Origin of the sequence: Pantoea sp. FN0307 (assembly GCF_050113815.1) — a bacterium.
In the GTDB taxonomy this organism is placed as follows: Bacteria; Pseudomonadota; Gammaproteobacteria; order Enterobacterales; family Enterobacteriaceae; genus Mixta; species Mixta alhagi.
The window spans coordinates 16,849-32,792 of sequence record NZ_JBNJSO010000005.1; the positions used below are offsets into that span (position 1 = coordinate 16,849).

A 15,944-nucleotide genomic window follows, 5' to 3' on the forward strand; every position below is an offset into this window, starting at 1 on the left:
AGAAAAATGGAAAAAATGATTTTTAGCAAATACGGTATAGATATCATAAGGAAAGGTAATAGATTCTATATAAGGTATGATTCAGGTGAGTTAGCCGGTAAAGAAAGACAATCTGAAATTAGCGAAGAGGAGGTTACTAAAGCTATGAAAAGTCCGCAGGATGCCTATGAAGTTATAATCGAAACACAAAACAGAGAACAAAAGTATAAGCCTCTATTCTAATGCCAAATTTTGGAGAGCAGTTTCTGGGATTGATGGCAAAAGACGGAGGGTGTGCCTCAAGTAAAAGTCCCACTTGCTAATGGCGGAAAAGGTCTAAGGTATGAGATTTTTTACCAGTGCATATCCACAATATGGAAGAGGTGGGGCGTTACAATTATTACCGGCAGAAAAAGGTTATTCAGTATTCTTCAACAAAATCAGTATTTTCCCAGAGTAAACGCTATGACAAAGAAAGAGTTAAGAGAGAAACTCTTTTATTTAATAAATAAGTATGTGCCAGAAAATGAAAGGGAACCTTTTTATGATCTTATTTTAAGAGAAGATGTTCCTGTTAAAGGTATTTTGGCGGATTTTAATAAAGTAAAAACAGTCACTGTCGAGAAAATAGATGGTGATTTAATAAGTGATATATATTTTAATTTTTGCTAAATAAAGCCGGAAGTGATCCCAAAGATCCTTTCGGCTTTTTACTATCAGCCGCCTGTCAGCTGCTCCACGGTAAGGAGCAGACGCCCTTCGTCGATCCTCACCGTCACCGGGCAACCTGTCTCAAATCCCGCCTCTTTTAGCCAGTCGCTCTTAAGATGCAGGCTGGGGCTGCGCGAATACCAGCTGGCGGTAACATCCCTGTGGCTCTCGTGGCGGATACTGACATAGCCGCAGCGGAGTTGGGGCTGGCTGAAAGCGCGCTAAAACAGTCGCTGGGGCGGGTGCTGCTGGCGCTGGAAAACCATCTGAGCCGACCGGAGGCGGAGAGTGCCGCGCCGGAGGTGACGGACGAACAGCGGGAAGCGGCGCTGGCGTTGCTGCGTGACCCGGAACTGATTAACCATATCGGTAATAACCTCGCGGGCATTTTAAAACCTCAAGCGAAGCTGCGTCCGGCTATCACAATTTAGTTCATGAGCAGTCACCATGGCCATTAAATAGTCCGCCTTTAGATGCCGTACTGCTTCCAGACACAAAAATGAAAATGGCCGTTTCTCCTGGGCAACCGTCTACAAGGCCAGGCGGATTTGCAACGTTTGATGATATACCGGACGTATCATATGTCCGAGATAAGCTTGCTGTTAAAAATGCATGGAAGCCTGATATTGATCGTGTGATTACTCATGAGATAAAACAACCTTTGCCAGTAAAGATAGGAATGGTTGGTCCTCAAGTAGATAAGGGAACTGGTACTTATCTGGCTGGGGGCGGAACTCAAGTTGAAATGGTTGTAGCACCTCAACATAGGATGGACTATCTAAAGTTAATAGAAGAAAAAAATATTAAAAATTAAATTTATCAAATGAGTAAATATAAATGATAAAAGACTTAAATGTAATAAAGGATAGCGGTTTTATCCGATGGGTAAATAAGGGGCAGTCTTATAATTTTGATCTGAGTAGTATTGATCAGGCTATGGTGGATGAAAGTCGTCAGCTAATTTTTATATTAAGTGGCTGCTTGTCGTCGCCTAATGAAATACATGTTTTAAATGGAGAGGGAGAAGTGCAATTTTCTTCTAGATCGCCAGCAGGTTCAAATTTTTATTACTTGACAAAAACAGCAAGTAATGAAGTTTTAGTAGTATGTTCATTTGAGGAAAAATATGATAATTGGTACGACTGGCATTATTCATTTAATGTTGAGGGTCGTGAATTGCATCGTCTTGCTCCTTCCTATTAATTTTAATGATGTAATTTTTAGAAACTATAAATAAGGATGGTTCAGCGCTAATCCCGAAGGGTGAGCCCCATGAATTAGGCAAGTATTCGGGCCTGCACTATAACCTGTTCAGGTACTACGATCCGGACAGCGGCCGATTTACCCAGCCCGACCCGATAGGGCTGATGGGCGGGTTGAACCTGTATCAGTATGCGCCGAATGCGTTAAGCTGGATTGACCCTTGGGGGTTGAGTTGTAGAAATAGTTGGAATGATTTTCAGGCGAAGTCAAATAAACGTCAGTTTGCTTCGAGAAGTGAGGCGGCTAAAGCCTATAAATTATGGAAAAACCAAGACTGGGCAGCGTTAGAAAAATTTATGGGCGATGGCGCCTGGCCACCAAACCGCGGTTTTGTAACGGCAACAAAAATAACGCTTAAGCCTGGAACTAAAATTGATCGTTATGGTGGCTGGACTGATGAAAGTGGTTTTCGGGATACAGGCACCTTCTTGTCACCGGCAGGCTCCTCATTTGAAGGGCGAGCCCTTCCAGATAATACGCTAAAAAAACCATTATCTACTTACGTGGTATTGAAACCTTATGAGGTTGATGCTGGACCTGCGATACCTTGGTTTGGGAAAGTTGGTATGGGTAGGCAATATGAAACACATGATTTCATTGAAGACCTTATAAAAGATGGAGTATTAAAAAAAGCTATGAGTGAGTTCAAGTTAATAAACAATTTTATGAAAAAAAGCTTATTATTGCATGATGGGTTTGAAAGCGATTTTGTCCATAAGCAAAACATCATTCATTGCCCAATTTGCGGCAGTCAGGTGATTTTTACGCTATTTAATTCTAAACGCTTTGATTTAGAAAGTGAGTCATTTAAAAAAGAAATTGCTAAACGTGTCAAAGGAGTAAAAGAGAATCCCAAAAAACATGGCTGCTATAGTTATAAAGGTGAGGCAATAAATTTTTTTGAAAGTGAATGCTCCCTTCATAAACATAGACTTTTTGTTTTTTTTACATTCTCTGAGGTCCAGCCTGCCAGGTATATTTCTAACCTTATTGGTATCTTTGGTTAAGGATATTTACAATGTAATTTTCAGCAATTTTTTGATATTTCATGTGATTCTGAATGATATAGTGACAATTTTTAAGATTGGTTAGTAATTAGATAGAGAAGATTTAAATAGTCTGTAATTTACTAATACTAAAGGGTAGTCATCATGGATGAGCCGATTATTCGGGCCTGCACTATAACCTGTTCAGGTACTACGACCCGGACAGCGGCCGGTTTACCCAGCCCGACCCGATAGGGCTGGCGGGCGGGCTGAACCTGTATCAGTATGCACCGAATGCGCTGGGGTGGATTGACCCTTGGGGGCTGAGCCGTACTTGTAGAGATCCGTCAAAAGAAGCTACGAAATGGCAGGGGCCAGGAAATGATGATTATCCAGGAATTGATGTTTATAAAAACAGAATGCTCAAAAAAGGTACAGTTCTGTATGCTCTTTACCCGAACGGGAACCAACAACCCTCTTATACAGTGACATTCCCAACAGTTAATCAATATAGAGGCAATCCTTTGGGTTATCATCAAGCACTACAAGTTAAACTAGATCCACGCTGGCCTGTTCGTACAAAATTAAGAGCCTTTTATGTGAGTGAAGATATAGATGTAGCTTATGGTAGAGCTGCAGCTAATAGGTTGTATGGGGACGGGGGAGGGCTTCAGTTCTTTATCCCAGAAGAATCGAGACATCTGTTAATTCCGGGGAAAATAATAGATATATGATAAATCTGAATTTTGATTCAATTACGGGTACTTTGACTTTAAATGATTTACCCGTTGAAATTGAAACTGAAGATGTTTTTTGCAAGAGCCAACTTTATCAAAAGTTGTTTGAGCAAAATTCAATAAAGAGCATCACACCTCATCACTATCTTATAGACTCAGTGCGTTTTTTCGATAAGGAGTTTGAATTTTATATAAGGCCAATATGTTATGATTTTCCTTTTGTTGTTCAACTTGTTGATAAACATGGGGGATACTACAAATCTTTAAATGATTGGAGTGCGCGAACCAATATTAATATGTTGAATGATTCAGTGGTGGAATTATCCAATTGGTTAAAGGTATCTCTAAATTTATTAACACCAGATCTTATAAAAAATGAAATGGTTAGATGGGATTTAAAATGGGGAAGGGTTTCAGTTTCATATGAGACAAAGTCATTTAATCATGGAATATATATTTCCTGGGAAAATATTGCATAATGAATTAAAAATTTTAAGCGCCTTTATTTATATTTGACTCATTTCAATTAGTGCCAGTATTCATATGCAGATGTAACCGCTAGCACCTGTTCAGGTACTACGACCCGGACAGCGGCCGGTTTACCCAGCCCGACCCGATAGGGCTGGCGGGCGGGCTGAACCTGTATCAGTATGCGCCGAATGCGCTAAGCTGGATTGACCCTTGGGGGTTGAGTAAGTGTAAAGTTGTTAAGGCAAAAAGTAGACGTGATGCTATTAAAAAAGCTCAAAAACATTCGCAAGTACCGAGAATTTCCCGAGGTGGAAGAGATATTCACATTGATGAGTTGAACCCTAGCAGCCGAGGTAAAAACTGGTCAGAAATGAAATACCAGGGTGGGACTAAACTCGGCAGAGAAAATCAATGTGGCAAAAATAAATGGTTTGAACATCCTGATGGGCATCCCGATGCTGGTTTGCCCAACGTTCCAAAACATCATGATTCAGGTCATATTCACTCAACTAATCCAAAAAGCGAAGAGGTGATTTTCACATGGTGAAAAATGAGAGATTAATAAAGTTTCCTGTGCCAAACTGGAATCGGGTAACTTCGAAAAAGTTTGATGATTTTTTTATATGCCTTGGATATCAGTATGATTTCGATGGTGATTTTTATGGTCCTTATGGTTTTGATACTCCAGCTTCACAAGATATTATGCATAGCGTTATTAAAAGTCCGTATTACTATGATGATATCACTAATAAATTCATTTTATCAAACACATTAAAAAAGAAAGGGGTGTACTTTTTTGATGGCTTTAAAAATTTAAAAGATGAAGTAGAGAATTATCAGTTGTGTCTTAAGAAAAATGAGATTAAAATTAAAAAAGGTCTGGATTCAGATGAATTACCAGCAAAGCCTTTATTAATGCAAGCTATAAATAATGGTGAGTTTGAGGATTCCTTGATCCTAAAAATGATGAGCGATGAAATAGGTTTCTTTATAGTAAATCATTATTCCCCTGAGGCAGGTCAAACTATTTTAATTCCTTCGGAGGAATTTTGTGGGTTTTTCTTTGAGGCCGCAAAAATTTATAACGTCCAAGTTGTGGAGGTAGAGTCTATTAATTCATTAAAGCCTTGGTAATAAAATCAGTCCATGTTTAAATGTTAATAAATTGAAATATAGAATGGATTTGATTCTCTAAATTAGGTGGAGCTTATACCTTTGATAAAATAAAATATTTATTAGAAATTATTCTCTAAGAGTATTATAGGGAACTTATCATTTTTGATAGGAAATATATAAATAAAATAAACTGTAACGTTAATTAAAAAATCTAGTAAAATTATATGAATAAATAGATAGTAATGTAATATGCTATATAACTAATCAGTTATAAAAAAGTTGGAAGCGATCTTCACGATACTTTCGGCGTTTTTTATCTTCAACTGCTCGGCATCAGGATCAAACAATTCTCCACGATCCTTACCATCACGGCTGACTTGTCTTAACCTTCGCTTCACGCAGCCATTTGCCGGATAGGTTCGGAGCCAGAAACTGCTATCGCCCCGCTAAGGGGCGGTATCTCATCTTGTAAAATCCCCCACCTTCTTGAAGGACCACAACAGGCCACAGACGCAGGTAAGCTTCCGCTACGACCCGCTGGGACGGCGCATCAGCAAAACGCGCCGCCAGCTGCTGAACGGACAGCCGCAGGGCCAGGCGGTGACCACGCGCTTTGTGTGGGACGGCTTCCGGCTGCTGCAGGAAATCCATGACGGGGTGCCGCTGACGTATGTCTACAGCGATGAGGGAAGTTATGAACCGCTGGCGCGCATTGATGGCGTAACGGACCCGGAGGTTTACTGGTTTCACTGCCAGCCGAACGGCACGCCGGAGCGGCTGACGGATGCGGCAGGGGAGCTGCGCTGGGAAGCACAGAACAGCGCCTGGGGCAAACTGCTGCGGGAAACGCCGCTGCAGGGGCCGGGATTTGCACAGAACCTGCGGATGCAGGGGCAGTATCTTGACCGTGACACCGGGCTGCACTATAACCTGTTCAGGTACTATGACCCGGACAGCGGCCGGTTTACCCAGCCCGACCCGATAGGGCTGGTGGGTGGGATTAATCTTTATCAGTATGCGCCGAATGCGCTAAGCTGGGTGGATCCGTGGGGACTGAGCAAGTGTAATATCGAAGGCAAGTACAAAGAAATTGATAAAACTGACTTGCCTGCCTGGATAAAAGACTCCTTTAAAAAAGGTGAATATAAAACTGTAATGACAACTGAAGAGGTAACCTTGTATAGAGTCTTTGGTGGTAATGCAAAAATGGATGGTTCTTTTGTAAGTACATCACCAGCATTGAATAAAATCCCGGCAAAAATAGATTCGGCACTTTTGCCCGAGTGGAAGAATACAAGGTACTTTGAAGCGACTATTAAGTACCTAAGGGAACGGTTCTTCAGGTTCGGAAAGTTGAAAAGCAAACGATGATGTCAGGTGCAGTACTCAAAGGCGGCGCTCACCAGATCTTGTTGCCACAAGGCTATCCAATGAGTTGGATAAGCGATGTACGCTTCTTACAGTAAGAAAGTGAATAATGAATAAGTTCGATCTTTTAAGCGAAATAGATAAAACAACTGTTTATATTGATAATGTAATGGATAATGAAAAAAAAGGAGGTTTGAAAGATTTAATTGCTGACCTTGATAGGCTGAAATTAAAAGTTGTTGATGATGATTTACTCAATAATCCTCTGCGGGGCTTTCCCCGGAAATATGCAGAAATGTATAACGATTACCTCCACCCTATTACTGGTGTTTTAGATAACATAGAAAAATCTGTTGATAGTTATTTAGGCGCTAACTAATAGTTATAGCTGGAAGGATCCAGAAAGATGTTCCCCGTGTTTTTATCTTCAGTCGCCAGCGGTCAGGCTCAGACAACTCTCGTCGATCCTTACCGGCATTGTCCGGCCCGCCTTACGCAGCCATTTGCCGGAAAGGTTTAGCGCCGGAAGCTGGTACGTCCCGTTACGGGCGTTATCCTACAACTTAACGCCGTTCCATCTTTATTATGGCAGCGGCCATCTGCTGAGCATTGCGCTGGAAGGCCTGCCGTTCAGCGACTTCACGCGTGACGCGCTGCACCGCGAGGTGAGCCGGACCCAGGGGCTGCTGGACCAGCCGCACGGCGTATGACCGTCTGGGACGGCTGCAGCGGCGGGACGTGTTTACCGGACATGCGCAGCGTCCGGCGCTGCGCCGCTGGTCACGGCGGTGGGACTATGACTGGCGCAACCAGCCGGTGCGTGAAGAGCACGACGATAATCCGTTTAATGCCACCCGCTGGCAGTATGACGGCAGCGGGCGGCTGTTAACACAGGACGAGACACTATCCGAATTTGCATCAAAGTGGTGAATCTGGAAGTAAACAAACCGATATTATTAACTGACTGTTGTATCAAATACGGGGGCAGATCACAGCCCTAACCATATTCAATATACATTTTGCAAAGAATAGTCCGTGTTCGCTTCCCTTTAAAGTAAGTTTCATCAGCTATCCTTCATGTCATGAATTGCTTCTAATGGTGGTAATTGTGAATAAGGTAATTTCTGGTAATGATATGACTACAGGTTACCAACTCTTGTTAGAGACTCTCTCTGAATGGGGGGTTACCAGCTATGTTGGCGTGACGGGTGGAGGGGTTATTCATTTCCTAAAACATATTAATCCTCTTGTAAATTCCTGCGCTAAAACGCTGGGTTTTTTCTCTATTGCTGAATACAGCGCTGGGTTTATTCCATTAGGATATTATCTGTGTAGCGGTAGAATGGCGGCCGCGGTCGCAACGACGGGAGCCGCCAGTAAGTTACTCAGTTGCGGTCTGAGCGATGCAAAACTGCATGATATACCAGCCGTATACATTGTCCCCCTTACTGGAGAGGGAACGCAGGGACAATCCCCACTGCAAGATACTTCAGTGTATGGCAGTAATATTGTGGCCCAATTACGCAGCGAGTTGCCTGAATCCGTCTTTGTGCTTGATTCGCCAGAAACACTTGCTGAAAAATTATTGTCTGCTCATATCCAGTTGGAAAGAGCAAAACCGGTTGTACTTGTTTTACTACATAGCGCGCTCAACAGTCCTGCATATTATCCCGCAAAAACTATTGCGTCGGTAAAACTACCAGTGCAAAGATCTTCATTCATTGATTTTTGTGACGAATTTCGACACGACATTGATGGGCGACGTCTGGTCCTACTGGTGGGGGAAGAAATGGCTCGCTATCCAGAAGCGGCGGCCCTAACGACACAATTTTGTCAGATGCTGCGCTGTGCTGTCATCTGGAGCATCAATGGTGCCAATGCGGTGCAGCGAGATAATCCTTATGGTTTTGGCTATATCTCATTTGGGGGGAATGATGAAGCCTTATCGCTCTATCAATCGATTGGGAAAGATGATGTGTTGCTAGTGCTGGGTGCTTGCCCTGATGAATACACTGTTAATTTACAAAAATTTTCCGCCGCTAAGACGTTTTTCCTCACTAACCATTCTGGAAGTTATGGCCAAATAGAAAACAGTTTCGCCCATATGGCTCAGGGAGCATATCGTCAGGTCTCCGGTCCACTGGATCAATTATTGCGTAGCCTTCTGGCTGTGGCACAACAACGGCCATTCAGCAACATTTCCTCTCCCTTAGCCCCTAATAATCTTAACCACTTCCAATATACGCCTCCCCGCCCTGGTTATGTTGACATGGCCGATCTTTATCTACAACTTGATCGTTGGTGGCCAGCGGGTTCTATTGGGTTTGATGATGTTTGCCTGTCTTACAAAGACAGGCAATATGTTACCCAGCGTCCAAATAACAATATTCACTTTTATTCGCTCTACCGCGGTTCAGCTATGGGCGGCGCGTTCGGCGCAGCTGTTGGGGCGAAACTTTCATCGCCAACACGTCCAGTATTTCTTTTTACTGGTGATGGATGCTTCCGGCTATTTTCCGGTTCATTGGGGGAAGCGAGTGAATTAGGATTAGTGATTTTTCTTATCAATAACGCCAGTTTCTCGATCGTCGAACAGGGTCTGCCCATCATTTTGCCGGAAATTGAAGAAAAAAATTATCACGCTTGCCTCAAGCCGTTAGATTATTGCGCAATTGCACGAGCTTGCGGCTGGGAAGCCGAGCAGCTTGCACCTGATTTGAGTAATCTGAGCTTCTTGCTGGATAAAGCAACCGGGAAATCAATGAAATCTTTGCTCATTGATATCCCAGTCGATGCGTTACAAATATTGGGTCGCAATCCTCGGGTAACAAATCTTTAAGGGGAAAAGAAATTTTCAACTTCCCAGACAGGGCGTTAAGCCAGTGTATCTTTTTCAACCATCAAAAACTAAGTGGTGACCTGCAAGTATCTCATATAATAGTGCCATTGATATTTGGAGACCTTCCGATATGATCATCTTGCTTGTGGCCAGAAGAGCACGCTGCAAAACTAAAATCTATCAGGCCAGCAAAACCGACGCAGAATACCTTTATCGAAAGGTTTAACCGGACGTACCGGACAGAGGTTCTGGATTTTTATCTGTTCAGAACATTGAATGAAGTAAGGGAAATCACTGAAAGATAGTTGTCAGAATATAACGGTGAATAGCCACATGAATCACTGAATAATCTGACGCCGCAGGAATACCGCCGACAACTTCATTTGGCCGGAAGGTAAAAAATGCATGGAACTAAAAAGGTTCTATTTACGTTTTGTGTGGGATAGCTTCCATGCCTCTTTTTTCCCTTCCAGCGTTATTCCAACAACCGCTGTGCTTTTCCGCTATTAGCGCAACAACGATGCCACCACACTGCCTCAAACGGGCGCAGCGTCATCGCGTCAGGTCGGGCGGCGGTTTCGGCATAATTGCTTATCAGCATCTGCCACTCACCTTCAACAGGCTCCGGCTGCCATGGCTGGCACTCGCGGCTCAGATTCGCCACTACCATCAGCGTTTCTCCTTGCCAGTGCCGGCAATAGCACCATAGCGCTGGATGGTCTGGCAGCCGATCCTGGTAATCGCCCCAGGTTAACACCGGCAAGGTTTTGCGTAATGCAATTAACCGCTGATAGGTATAAAACACCGAATTTGGATCATTAAGCGCGGCTTCAACATTGATGTCTGCCGCATTATCACATAATCCAATCCACGGCTCGCCGCTGGTAAAGCCTGCGTTGGGCGAGGCGTCCCACTGCATCGGCGTGCGACCATTATCGCGCGACTTGCTTGCCAGAATCGCCAGCAGTTCGTCGGCATCCCGTCCTTGTGCTCGCAGGGCGGCAAACATGTTGTGGCTTTCCACATCGCGATAGTCGGTAATACGGCTAAAGTGCGGGTTGGTCATGCCGATCTCTTCGCCCTGATAGATATAGGGCGTGCCCTGCATACCGTGCAGCACCATCGCCAGCATCTTTGCCGCCTGCATCCGATACTCTCCCTCATCGCCGAAACGCGATACCACGCGCGGCTGATCATGGTTACACCAGAACAGCGCATTCCAGGCGATATTGTGCATTCCCTGCTGCCAGTGGCGGAACAGGGTTTTCAGCGCAATGTAATCAGGCTTTGCCAGTGTCCACTTCTCGCCGCCCGGGTAATCGACCTTCAGATGATGAAAGTTAAAGGTCATCGACAGTTCCCGCCCGTCCAGCGCGGCGTATTGCTGGCAGTTCTCCAGCGAAGTTGAAGACATCTCACCTACGGTCATCAGGTTACGCGGGGTAAATACGTCGCGGCTCATCTCCTGAAGGTATTGGTGAATGCGCGGTCCGTCAGTATAGAAGCGGCGACCATCGCCGAGCGGATCGCTGGGGAAATCCTGATCTTTAGAAACAAGATTGATCACATCAAGGCGCAGGCCATCCACGCCCCGATCGGCCCAGAACTCACAGACTTTTTTTAACTCGCTGCGTACTTCCGGGTTCTCCCAGTTAAGATCCGCCTGCTCCGGCGCAAACAGGTGCAAATAATACTGGCCGCTCTCCGCATGCCAGCGCCAGGCGTTGCCGCCGAATTTAGATTGCCAGTTATTCGGCAGCGTCTGCGGCGTACCGTCACGCCAGATATAGAAATCGCGGTAAGGGCTCTCTTTGTTCAGCGCTTCGCGAAACCACGCGTGCTGCGTAGAAGTGTGGTTAAACACCATATCCAGTACGATGCGGATGTTCCGGGCGTGTGCCTGTTCCACCAGCTCATCAAAATCGTTCAGCGTGCCGTAGGCGGGATCGATGACGGTATAGTTCGCCACATCGTAGCCATTATCTACCTGCGGAGAGATATAGAACGGTGTCAGCCAGATGGCATCAATGCCCAGGGTTTGCAGATAATCGAGGCGTGAAAGAATGCCGCGCAGATCGCCGGTACCGTGTCCGGTCGTGTCCTGAAAGCTTTTGGGATAAATTTGATAGATAACGCCGTTCTGCCACCAGTGGGGATATGTACTCATTATTTATTCCTGCAAATGCAAAAAGGGCGCAACTGCGCCCTGAAAAAGTCAGACAACCTGTAACGTGCCCTGATGAAACTTACGCTGATAGATCACCGTAGTCAGCACCATCGGAACCACAATCGCCACTGCCATTGCCATAGAAAACACCTGCCAGTAGGTTGGCTGGATCGAGAGGATGCCCGGCAAGCCGCCGACGCCAATACCGTTCGCGATCACGCCGTTCAGCCCGCACAACAGCCCTGCCAGCCCCGAGCCGATCATCGCGCAGAGCATAGGAAAGCGGTATTTCAGGTTGATGCCGTACATCGCCGGTTCGGTGACGCCGAGGTAAGCAGAAATTGCCGCCGGAACCGAGATCTCACGTTCGTTATGTTTACGGCTGACAATAATAATACCGGTTACCGCCGAGGCCTGGGCGATATTCGACAGCGCAATCACTGGCCAAAGCGGCGTACCGCCCAGGCTCTGGATCATCTGCATATCAATGGCAAGAGTGGTCTGATGCACGCCGGTGATCACCAGCGGAGCATACAAGAAGCCAAACAGCGCAGCGCCAATCGGCGCGAAGCTGCCGGTCATCAGGTGACGTACCGCAAAGGCAACGCCGTCACCAATCATACGTCCCAGCGGGCCGATAAAGGCGTGAGCCAGAAACACCGCGATAAGCAATGAACAGACCGGCACCAGCACCAGATAGAGATAGCTCGGCACGATGCGTTTTAACTGGATCTCAATAAAGCCCAGCGTCAGGCCCGCCAGTAAGGCCGGGATCACCTGCGCCTGATAGCCTACTTTAGCAATAGTGAATAGGCCAAAATGCCATACTTCCGGCGCCTGCTGGCCCAACAGGTATGCGTTCATTAATTGCGGAGAGACAAGCGTGATACCCAGTACGATGCCAAGGATAGGCGTGCCGCCCATTTTACGTACTGCTGACCAGCAAACCCCCACCGGCAGGTAGAAGAAAATAGCTTCGCCAATCAGCCACAGGAAATCATAGATACTCTGCAGCGCCGGATAGAGCTGCGCCAGCGTTTTGCCGTCGCTGAGTGGTACATCGCCAATGACGTTACGAAAGCCAAGAATCAAACCTCCGCTGATCAGCGCAGGCAGCAGCGGGAAAAAAATCTCTGCGAAATGCGAAATCAGCTGCTCATACCACTTCATGTTCTGGCGCGCCGCTTTTTTGGCTTGTTCTTTATCCGTGCGTGAATGGCCTGTGGTTGCCAGTAGCACCTTGTAGTAATCGCCGACGTCAGTGCCAATTACCACCTGAAACTGTCCGGCGTTGGTGAAGCAGCCTTTTACCATCGAGAGTGTCTCTATGGCTTTGGGATCGGCTTTGGCGGGATCGTTCAACACAAAGCGTAAACGGGTAATACAGTGGCTGACGGTGGCGATGTTGTCGCGCCCGCCAACCAGCACGATCAGCTGGTCGATATCCGATTGTTTTACTTTGCTCATCATGAAACCTCATGACTGATGGGAGGGGGATAAGGTGAGCGCAAGCCTACTCTTTAAGCACAACGGGTAAAACGGGAACGTTCCCGAAACCGGCCGGGGATCACAATAATTTCTGTTTGGGTGGTCAGGAGAGCGTGGCGGGAATAATGATTTGGCGCGGTTCGCTGCGGCCGTTGATCTGGGCTATCAGCTGCATGGCAGCCTGACGACCTGATTCAGCGTAGCCGGGATCGACGCTAATAATTTCTGGATGCAGGAACTTCATCAGCGGCGTGTTACCTACGCTTGCCAGCTGTAAATTGTCGATGCGCTGTTCCTGTAAATATTTACTTGCGCCCAGTGCGAGCGTATCAGTTGCGCAGACCAAGGCCGTGGTTTGCGCTGTCAGTGCGCTGGCTACCTGCTCGTAACCCTGCTTCATGCTGAGTCCGGGTAACGATGCCACGGCAGAAAGCTTATGCTGGCGACAGAAGGCCAGATAGGCATGGTGACGGCGCTGTCCTGAGGTGACATCGCTATGCGGTACGCCGAGGTAGCTGATATGACGGTGCCCGCGTTCGTACAGGCGTTGCATCAGGGTAAAGATAGCGCCTTCATCATCGTAGCAGACGGAGGCGAAGCCAGCGGCATCCCGGGCCAGCAGCACCAGGGAAGATTGCCACGGCGTGAGTATCTCCTCATCAATGCCGGTAAAACCAAACAGTACTACGCCATCAATATGGCGACGCTGCAGCATGCCCAGATGCTCTGCCACTAACTGCGGTGAGAACTGGCTCTCCATCATGATCGGGTCATAACCCTGTTCATAAAAGGTGGGCAGCATCGTCTGAACGGCGAGGTTCTCCGACAGGGAATCGAGGCGGGTGACAATAATCGCCACCACCTTGTCGCTTTGTCCACGCATGGCTCGCGCGGAGCGGGAAGGGGCGAAGCTGTGCTGATTCATTACCGCTTCAACACGTTCACGCGTGCGTTCGCTGACCCCGCTTTCATTATTCAGTACCCGCGACACGGTCGATTTTCCCACGCCGCTTAAGCGCGCGATATCTTTGATGGTGAGGCGGTTCTGCATACTCTCTTCCCTGGAAAACAACAATAAGTCATCAATACTACAGTTTTATCTTTTGCCGCGTTTTATTGAGGCGGACCAGTTAAAATCTGCCACTTCACTTTCAGCCAGCGCAGAAGGTTTCTTTCTACGCACCGGCTTTTTCTCCGCCAGCGCTTTTTCCTTCTCATTATTCTGCTTGATGGCCATCACCATTTGTCTGGCTTCGGTGGTGAACTCTTTCTCTTTTTTACCGTCAGGCTCTTTGCCGGTACGAAGTTTATATTTCTGCACCAGCCCCCTGAACGTTTCATCTATAACGGCTCGCTCATTTTCATTAAACTGATCGATTGAAATCATTTTCTTGTCGTTCATGGGATGCCTTCCTGTTAGTGAACTAACTCACCAAGATAGAGGATGCCTGTCCTGAGAACAATGACTCTGTGCGAAAGGCCGGTAACTAAAGTAAAAAGCTGCTGACAGCGCCGATCTTCTTTGACTCTTTCCGGCAAGCCATTGTTAAATTCCAGTTGGCTCCTGGCGGGCCGATAACAATGATAACCCTCTTTCTGCGCGGATTGCGCTTTGACTCTGACGAGCACAGCTATGTTTCTTTCCTGTTTAACACGACTGCTGATCATCACGGCGGTAACTGGCAGCTACGCGCTGGCCGCCGGGCTGCCTGATATTAACGGCGCGATCCTGACCCCGCCGGCTGAGCAGTTCTCTATGATGCCCACCGCTTCTGCAACAGATAATCAATTATCCGGACCGGAAGGCCCTGCGACCTCATCACCAGCAACAGGCACGCCAACGCTATCGCCGGAGTCGGCTGCTGACGCGGTTACGCCTGCGCCTGCAGAGAGTGATGAGATAAAGCAGGATGCGGTGATCAGCGCAGCCCTGCAGGCTATCCGTCAGCGTCAGCTTACGCCGCTCTCCACGGAGTGCCTGAGCATGAGTTTTGTTGATGACAGTGATGATCCGGAAAACTACCTGATCGACGTGCGTGAAAACCGTAACCATCCGGCCTGCGGCGGCGATCCGGAAACGTCGCCGCACCTGTTTTTCATGAAAGCCAATAAAATCAATGGCACGCTGCAAACCGATGCGGGCGTGGAGCCTGACGATTTCTATCCGCTGGAAAACAGTGAGCAGCCTGCGGTGGCCGAACTCACGGTGGAAGATTTTTCCGTACAGGTCAATGGCGTTGCGCTGACGCTGGGGCAGGTATGGAATGAAGATATTATGATGAGTCTGCCGCCGGAGCGCCTGCAGCCACAGCAAGAAAAGCCAAACGCCAATGCCGCTTACCGTTATTTCCAGCACCGCTATGATGCGTTAATGCTGGTGGCAAGCAATGAACACTGGCAGCAAAAACAGCACAGTCCGGACGATAACTATCTGGGCGAAATCACGCTGGTGAACCCAACGCTGGCGACGCATCGTGGGGTGCATGTTGGAATGACAGTTGATGAGGCTGAGCGCAAGTACGGCCCCGGCGAGGCGGATGAGCGTAACGGTGAAAGCTGGCTTAGCTGGCAGCAGGGCGATAATGTGCTCTCGGTGCGCATCAGCAACGGCCTGATAACGCTTATCCGGCTTAGTCATTTGCAGGCCGATCGGGATGCTGTGCAATAAAGCCCGGGCTTTGCGCGCCGCTGCGGAAAACGCGCGATTTCGGCCTGCTTTTTTTATGTACTTAAGGTAAGCTATGCGGCCTCATTGCCTGACTTTTCAACATTGTTACACGGGGCTGGATCCAATGTAGACCATCATGTCTTTTTGCAGC

The 15,944-nt window shown here is 47.1% G+C and carries 15 protein-coding genes and 6 pseudogenes; 16 read left to right on the forward strand and 5 right to left on the reverse strand.

Annotation, left to right across the window (positions count from 1 at the left end; translation table 11 throughout):
* Positions 1-6 precede the first annotated feature (6 nt).
* A complete protein-coding gene (locus ACQE3Z_RS14870) occupies positions 7-222 on the forward strand; it encodes a hypothetical protein (RefSeq protein WP_426974393.1) in 216 nt (71 codons plus the stop codon).
* A 222-nt stretch (positions 223-444) separates the two neighbouring features.
* A complete protein-coding gene (locus ACQE3Z_RS14875; protein WP_426974552.1) occupies positions 445-651 on the forward strand; it encodes a hypothetical protein in 207 nt (68 codons plus the stop codon).
* Between the two features lie 44 nt (positions 652-695).
* Here ACQE3Z_RS14875 and ACQE3Z_RS14880 read toward each other — a convergent pair whose 3' ends face one another.
* A complete protein-coding gene (locus tag ACQE3Z_RS14880) occupies positions 696-869 on the reverse strand; it encodes a SymE family type I addiction module toxin (RefSeq protein WP_426974553.1) in 174 nt (57 codons plus the stop codon).
* Between ACQE3Z_RS14880 and ACQE3Z_RS14885 the strand changes: the two genes are divergently transcribed.
* The 13 genes and pseudogenes from ACQE3Z_RS14885 to ACQE3Z_RS14945 form a co-directional block, all read left to right on the forward strand.
* On the forward strand, positions 852-1,121 hold the full coding sequence (locus ACQE3Z_RS14885; RefSeq protein WP_426974394.1) for a hypothetical protein: 270 nt from the start codon (positions 852-854) through the stop codon (positions 1,119-1,121). The two genes, ACQE3Z_RS14880 and ACQE3Z_RS14885, sit on opposite strands and share 18 nt — an antisense overlap.
* A 68-nt stretch (positions 1,122-1,189) precedes the next feature.
* The gene (locus ACQE3Z_RS14890) at positions 1,190-1,504 is read left to right on the forward strand and encodes a hypothetical protein (protein ID WP_426974395.1); all 315 of its coding nucleotides are present in this window, start codon (positions 1,190-1,192) and stop codon (positions 1,502-1,504) included.
* Positions 1,505-1,527: 23 nt separating this feature from the next.
* Positions 1,528-1,893 carry a hypothetical protein gene (locus ACQE3Z_RS14895; RefSeq protein WP_426974396.1) on the forward strand — a complete coding sequence of 122 codons (366 nt, stop codon included), beginning with the start codon at positions 1,528-1,530 and terminating at the stop codon, positions 1,891-1,893.
* 74 nt (positions 1,894-1,967) lie between these two features.
* A pseudogene (locus tag ACQE3Z_RS14900) lies at positions 1,968-2,585 on the forward strand (glycohydrolase toxin TNT-related protein); the annotation flags it as partial.
* Between the two features lie 536 nt (positions 2,586-3,121).
* Positions 3,122-3,673 (forward strand): annotated as a pseudogene (locus ACQE3Z_RS14905) (RHS repeat-associated core domain-containing protein); the annotation flags it as partial.
* Entirely contained in the window at positions 3,670-4,155 is a 486-nt protein-coding gene (locus ACQE3Z_RS14910; protein WP_426974397.1) for a hypothetical protein, read from the forward strand. The pseudogene ACQE3Z_RS14905 and the gene ACQE3Z_RS14910, both read left to right, overlap by 4 nt.
* 83 nt (positions 4,156-4,238) lie before the next feature.
* Positions 4,239-4,694, forward strand: a pseudogene (locus tag ACQE3Z_RS14915) (RHS repeat-associated core domain-containing protein); the annotation flags it as partial.
* Complete coding sequence (locus ACQE3Z_RS14920) at positions 4,688-5,281, forward strand: hypothetical protein (protein ID WP_426974398.1); 594 nt, start codon at positions 4,688-4,690, stop codon at positions 5,279-5,281. The pseudogene ACQE3Z_RS14915 and the gene ACQE3Z_RS14920, both read left to right, overlap by 7 nt.
* 471 nt (positions 5,282-5,752) lie before the next feature.
* Positions 5,753-6,634, forward strand: a pseudogene (locus tag ACQE3Z_RS14925) (RHS repeat domain-containing protein); the annotation flags it as partial.
* Between the two features lie 106 nt (positions 6,635-6,740).
* Positions 6,741-7,010 carry a hypothetical protein gene (locus ACQE3Z_RS14930; RefSeq protein WP_426974399.1) on the forward strand — a complete coding sequence of 90 codons (270 nt, stop codon included), beginning with the start codon at positions 6,741-6,743 and terminating at the stop codon, positions 7,008-7,010.
* A 202-nt stretch (positions 7,011-7,212) separates the two neighbouring features.
* Positions 7,213-7,537: pseudogene (locus ACQE3Z_RS14935) on the forward strand (hypothetical protein); the annotation flags it as partial.
* 202 nt (positions 7,538-7,739) lie between these two features.
* Positions 7,740-9,470: a thiamine pyrophosphate-dependent enzyme gene (locus ACQE3Z_RS14940; protein WP_426974400.1), complete on the forward strand. Its 1,731-nt coding sequence runs from the start codon at positions 7,740-7,742 to the stop codon at positions 9,468-9,470.
* 146 nt (positions 9,471-9,616) lie between these two features.
* Positions 9,617-9,885 (forward strand): annotated as a pseudogene (locus tag ACQE3Z_RS14945) (integrase core domain-containing protein); the annotation flags it as partial.
* Between the two features lie 60 nt (positions 9,886-9,945).
* Here ACQE3Z_RS14945 and treC read toward each other — a convergent pair.
* From treC to ACQE3Z_RS14965, 4 genes are all read right to left on the reverse strand, one after another.
* Complete coding sequence (treC, locus tag ACQE3Z_RS14950) at positions 9,946-11,637, reverse strand: alpha,alpha-phosphotrehalase (protein WP_426974401.1); 1,692 nt, start codon at positions 11,635-11,637, stop codon at positions 9,946-9,948.
* A 48-nt stretch (positions 11,638-11,685) separates the two neighbouring features.
* Positions 11,686-13,104, reverse strand: coding sequence for a PTS trehalose transporter subunit IIBC (gene treB / locus ACQE3Z_RS14955; RefSeq protein WP_426974554.1), 1,419 nt, complete (start codon positions 13,102-13,104; stop codon positions 11,686-11,688).
* Between the two features lie 124 nt (positions 13,105-13,228).
* Positions 13,229-14,176 (reverse strand): trehalose operon repressor TreR, encoded by a 948-nt coding sequence (gene treR, locus ACQE3Z_RS14960; RefSeq protein ID WP_426974402.1) that lies wholly within the window; start codon positions 14,174-14,176, stop codon positions 13,229-13,231.
* A gap of 45 nt (positions 14,177-14,221) precedes the next feature.
* Positions 14,222-14,527 carry a hypothetical protein gene (locus tag ACQE3Z_RS14965; RefSeq protein WP_426974403.1) on the reverse strand — a complete coding sequence of 102 codons (306 nt, stop codon included), beginning with the start codon at positions 14,525-14,527 and terminating at the stop codon, positions 14,222-14,224.
* 231 nt (positions 14,528-14,758) lie between these two features.
* Between ACQE3Z_RS14965 and ACQE3Z_RS14970 the strand changes: the two genes are divergently transcribed.
* On the forward strand, positions 14,759-15,793 hold the full coding sequence (locus ACQE3Z_RS14970; RefSeq protein ID WP_426974404.1) for a hypothetical protein: 1,035 nt from the start codon (positions 14,759-14,761) through the stop codon (positions 15,791-15,793).
* Positions 15,794-15,944 lie beyond the last annotated feature (151 nt).

Bases quoted from the DNA above. Each gene is read 5' to 3' on its own strand.
- ACQE3Z_RS14870 (WP_426974393.1), top strand. From the start codon at position 7: ATGGAAAAAATGATTTTTAGCAAATACGGTATAGATATCATAAGGAAA.
- ACQE3Z_RS14875 (WP_426974552.1), top strand. From the start codon at position 445: ATGACAAAGAAAGAGTTAAGAGAGAAACTCTTTTATTTAATAAATAAG.
- ACQE3Z_RS14890 (WP_426974395.1), top strand. From the start codon at position 1,190: ATGAAAATGGCCGTTTCTCCTGGGCAACCGTCTACAAGGCCAGGCGGA.
- ACQE3Z_RS14895 (WP_426974396.1), top strand. From the start codon at position 1,528: ATGATAAAAGACTTAAATGTAATAAAGGATAGCGGTTTTATCCGATGG.
- ACQE3Z_RS14910 (WP_426974397.1), top strand. From the start codon at position 3,670: ATGATAAATCTGAATTTTGATTCAATTACGGGTACTTTGACTTTAAAT.
- ACQE3Z_RS14920 (WP_426974398.1), top strand. From the start codon at position 4,688: ATGGTGAAAAATGAGAGATTAATAAAGTTTCCTGTGCCAAACTGGAAT.
- ACQE3Z_RS14930 (WP_426974399.1), top strand. From the start codon at position 6,741: ATGAATAAGTTCGATCTTTTAAGCGAAATAGATAAAACAACTGTTTAT.
- treC (WP_426974401.1), bottom strand. From the start codon at position 11,637: ATGAGTACATATCCCCACTGGTGGCAGAACGGCGTTATCTATCAAATT.
- treB (WP_426974554.1), bottom strand. From the start codon at position 13,104: ATGAGCAAAGTAAAACAATCGGATATCGACCAGCTGATCGTGCTGGTT.
- treR (WP_426974402.1), bottom strand. From the start codon at position 14,176: ATGCAGAACCGCCTCACCATCAAAGATATCGCGCGCTTAAGCGGCGTG.
- ACQE3Z_RS14965 (WP_426974403.1), bottom strand. From the start codon at position 14,527: ATGAACGACAAGAAAATGATTTCAATCGATCAGTTTAATGAAAATGAG.
- ACQE3Z_RS14970 (WP_426974404.1), top strand. From the start codon at position 14,759: ATGTTTCTTTCCTGTTTAACACGACTGCTGATCATCACGGCGGTAACT.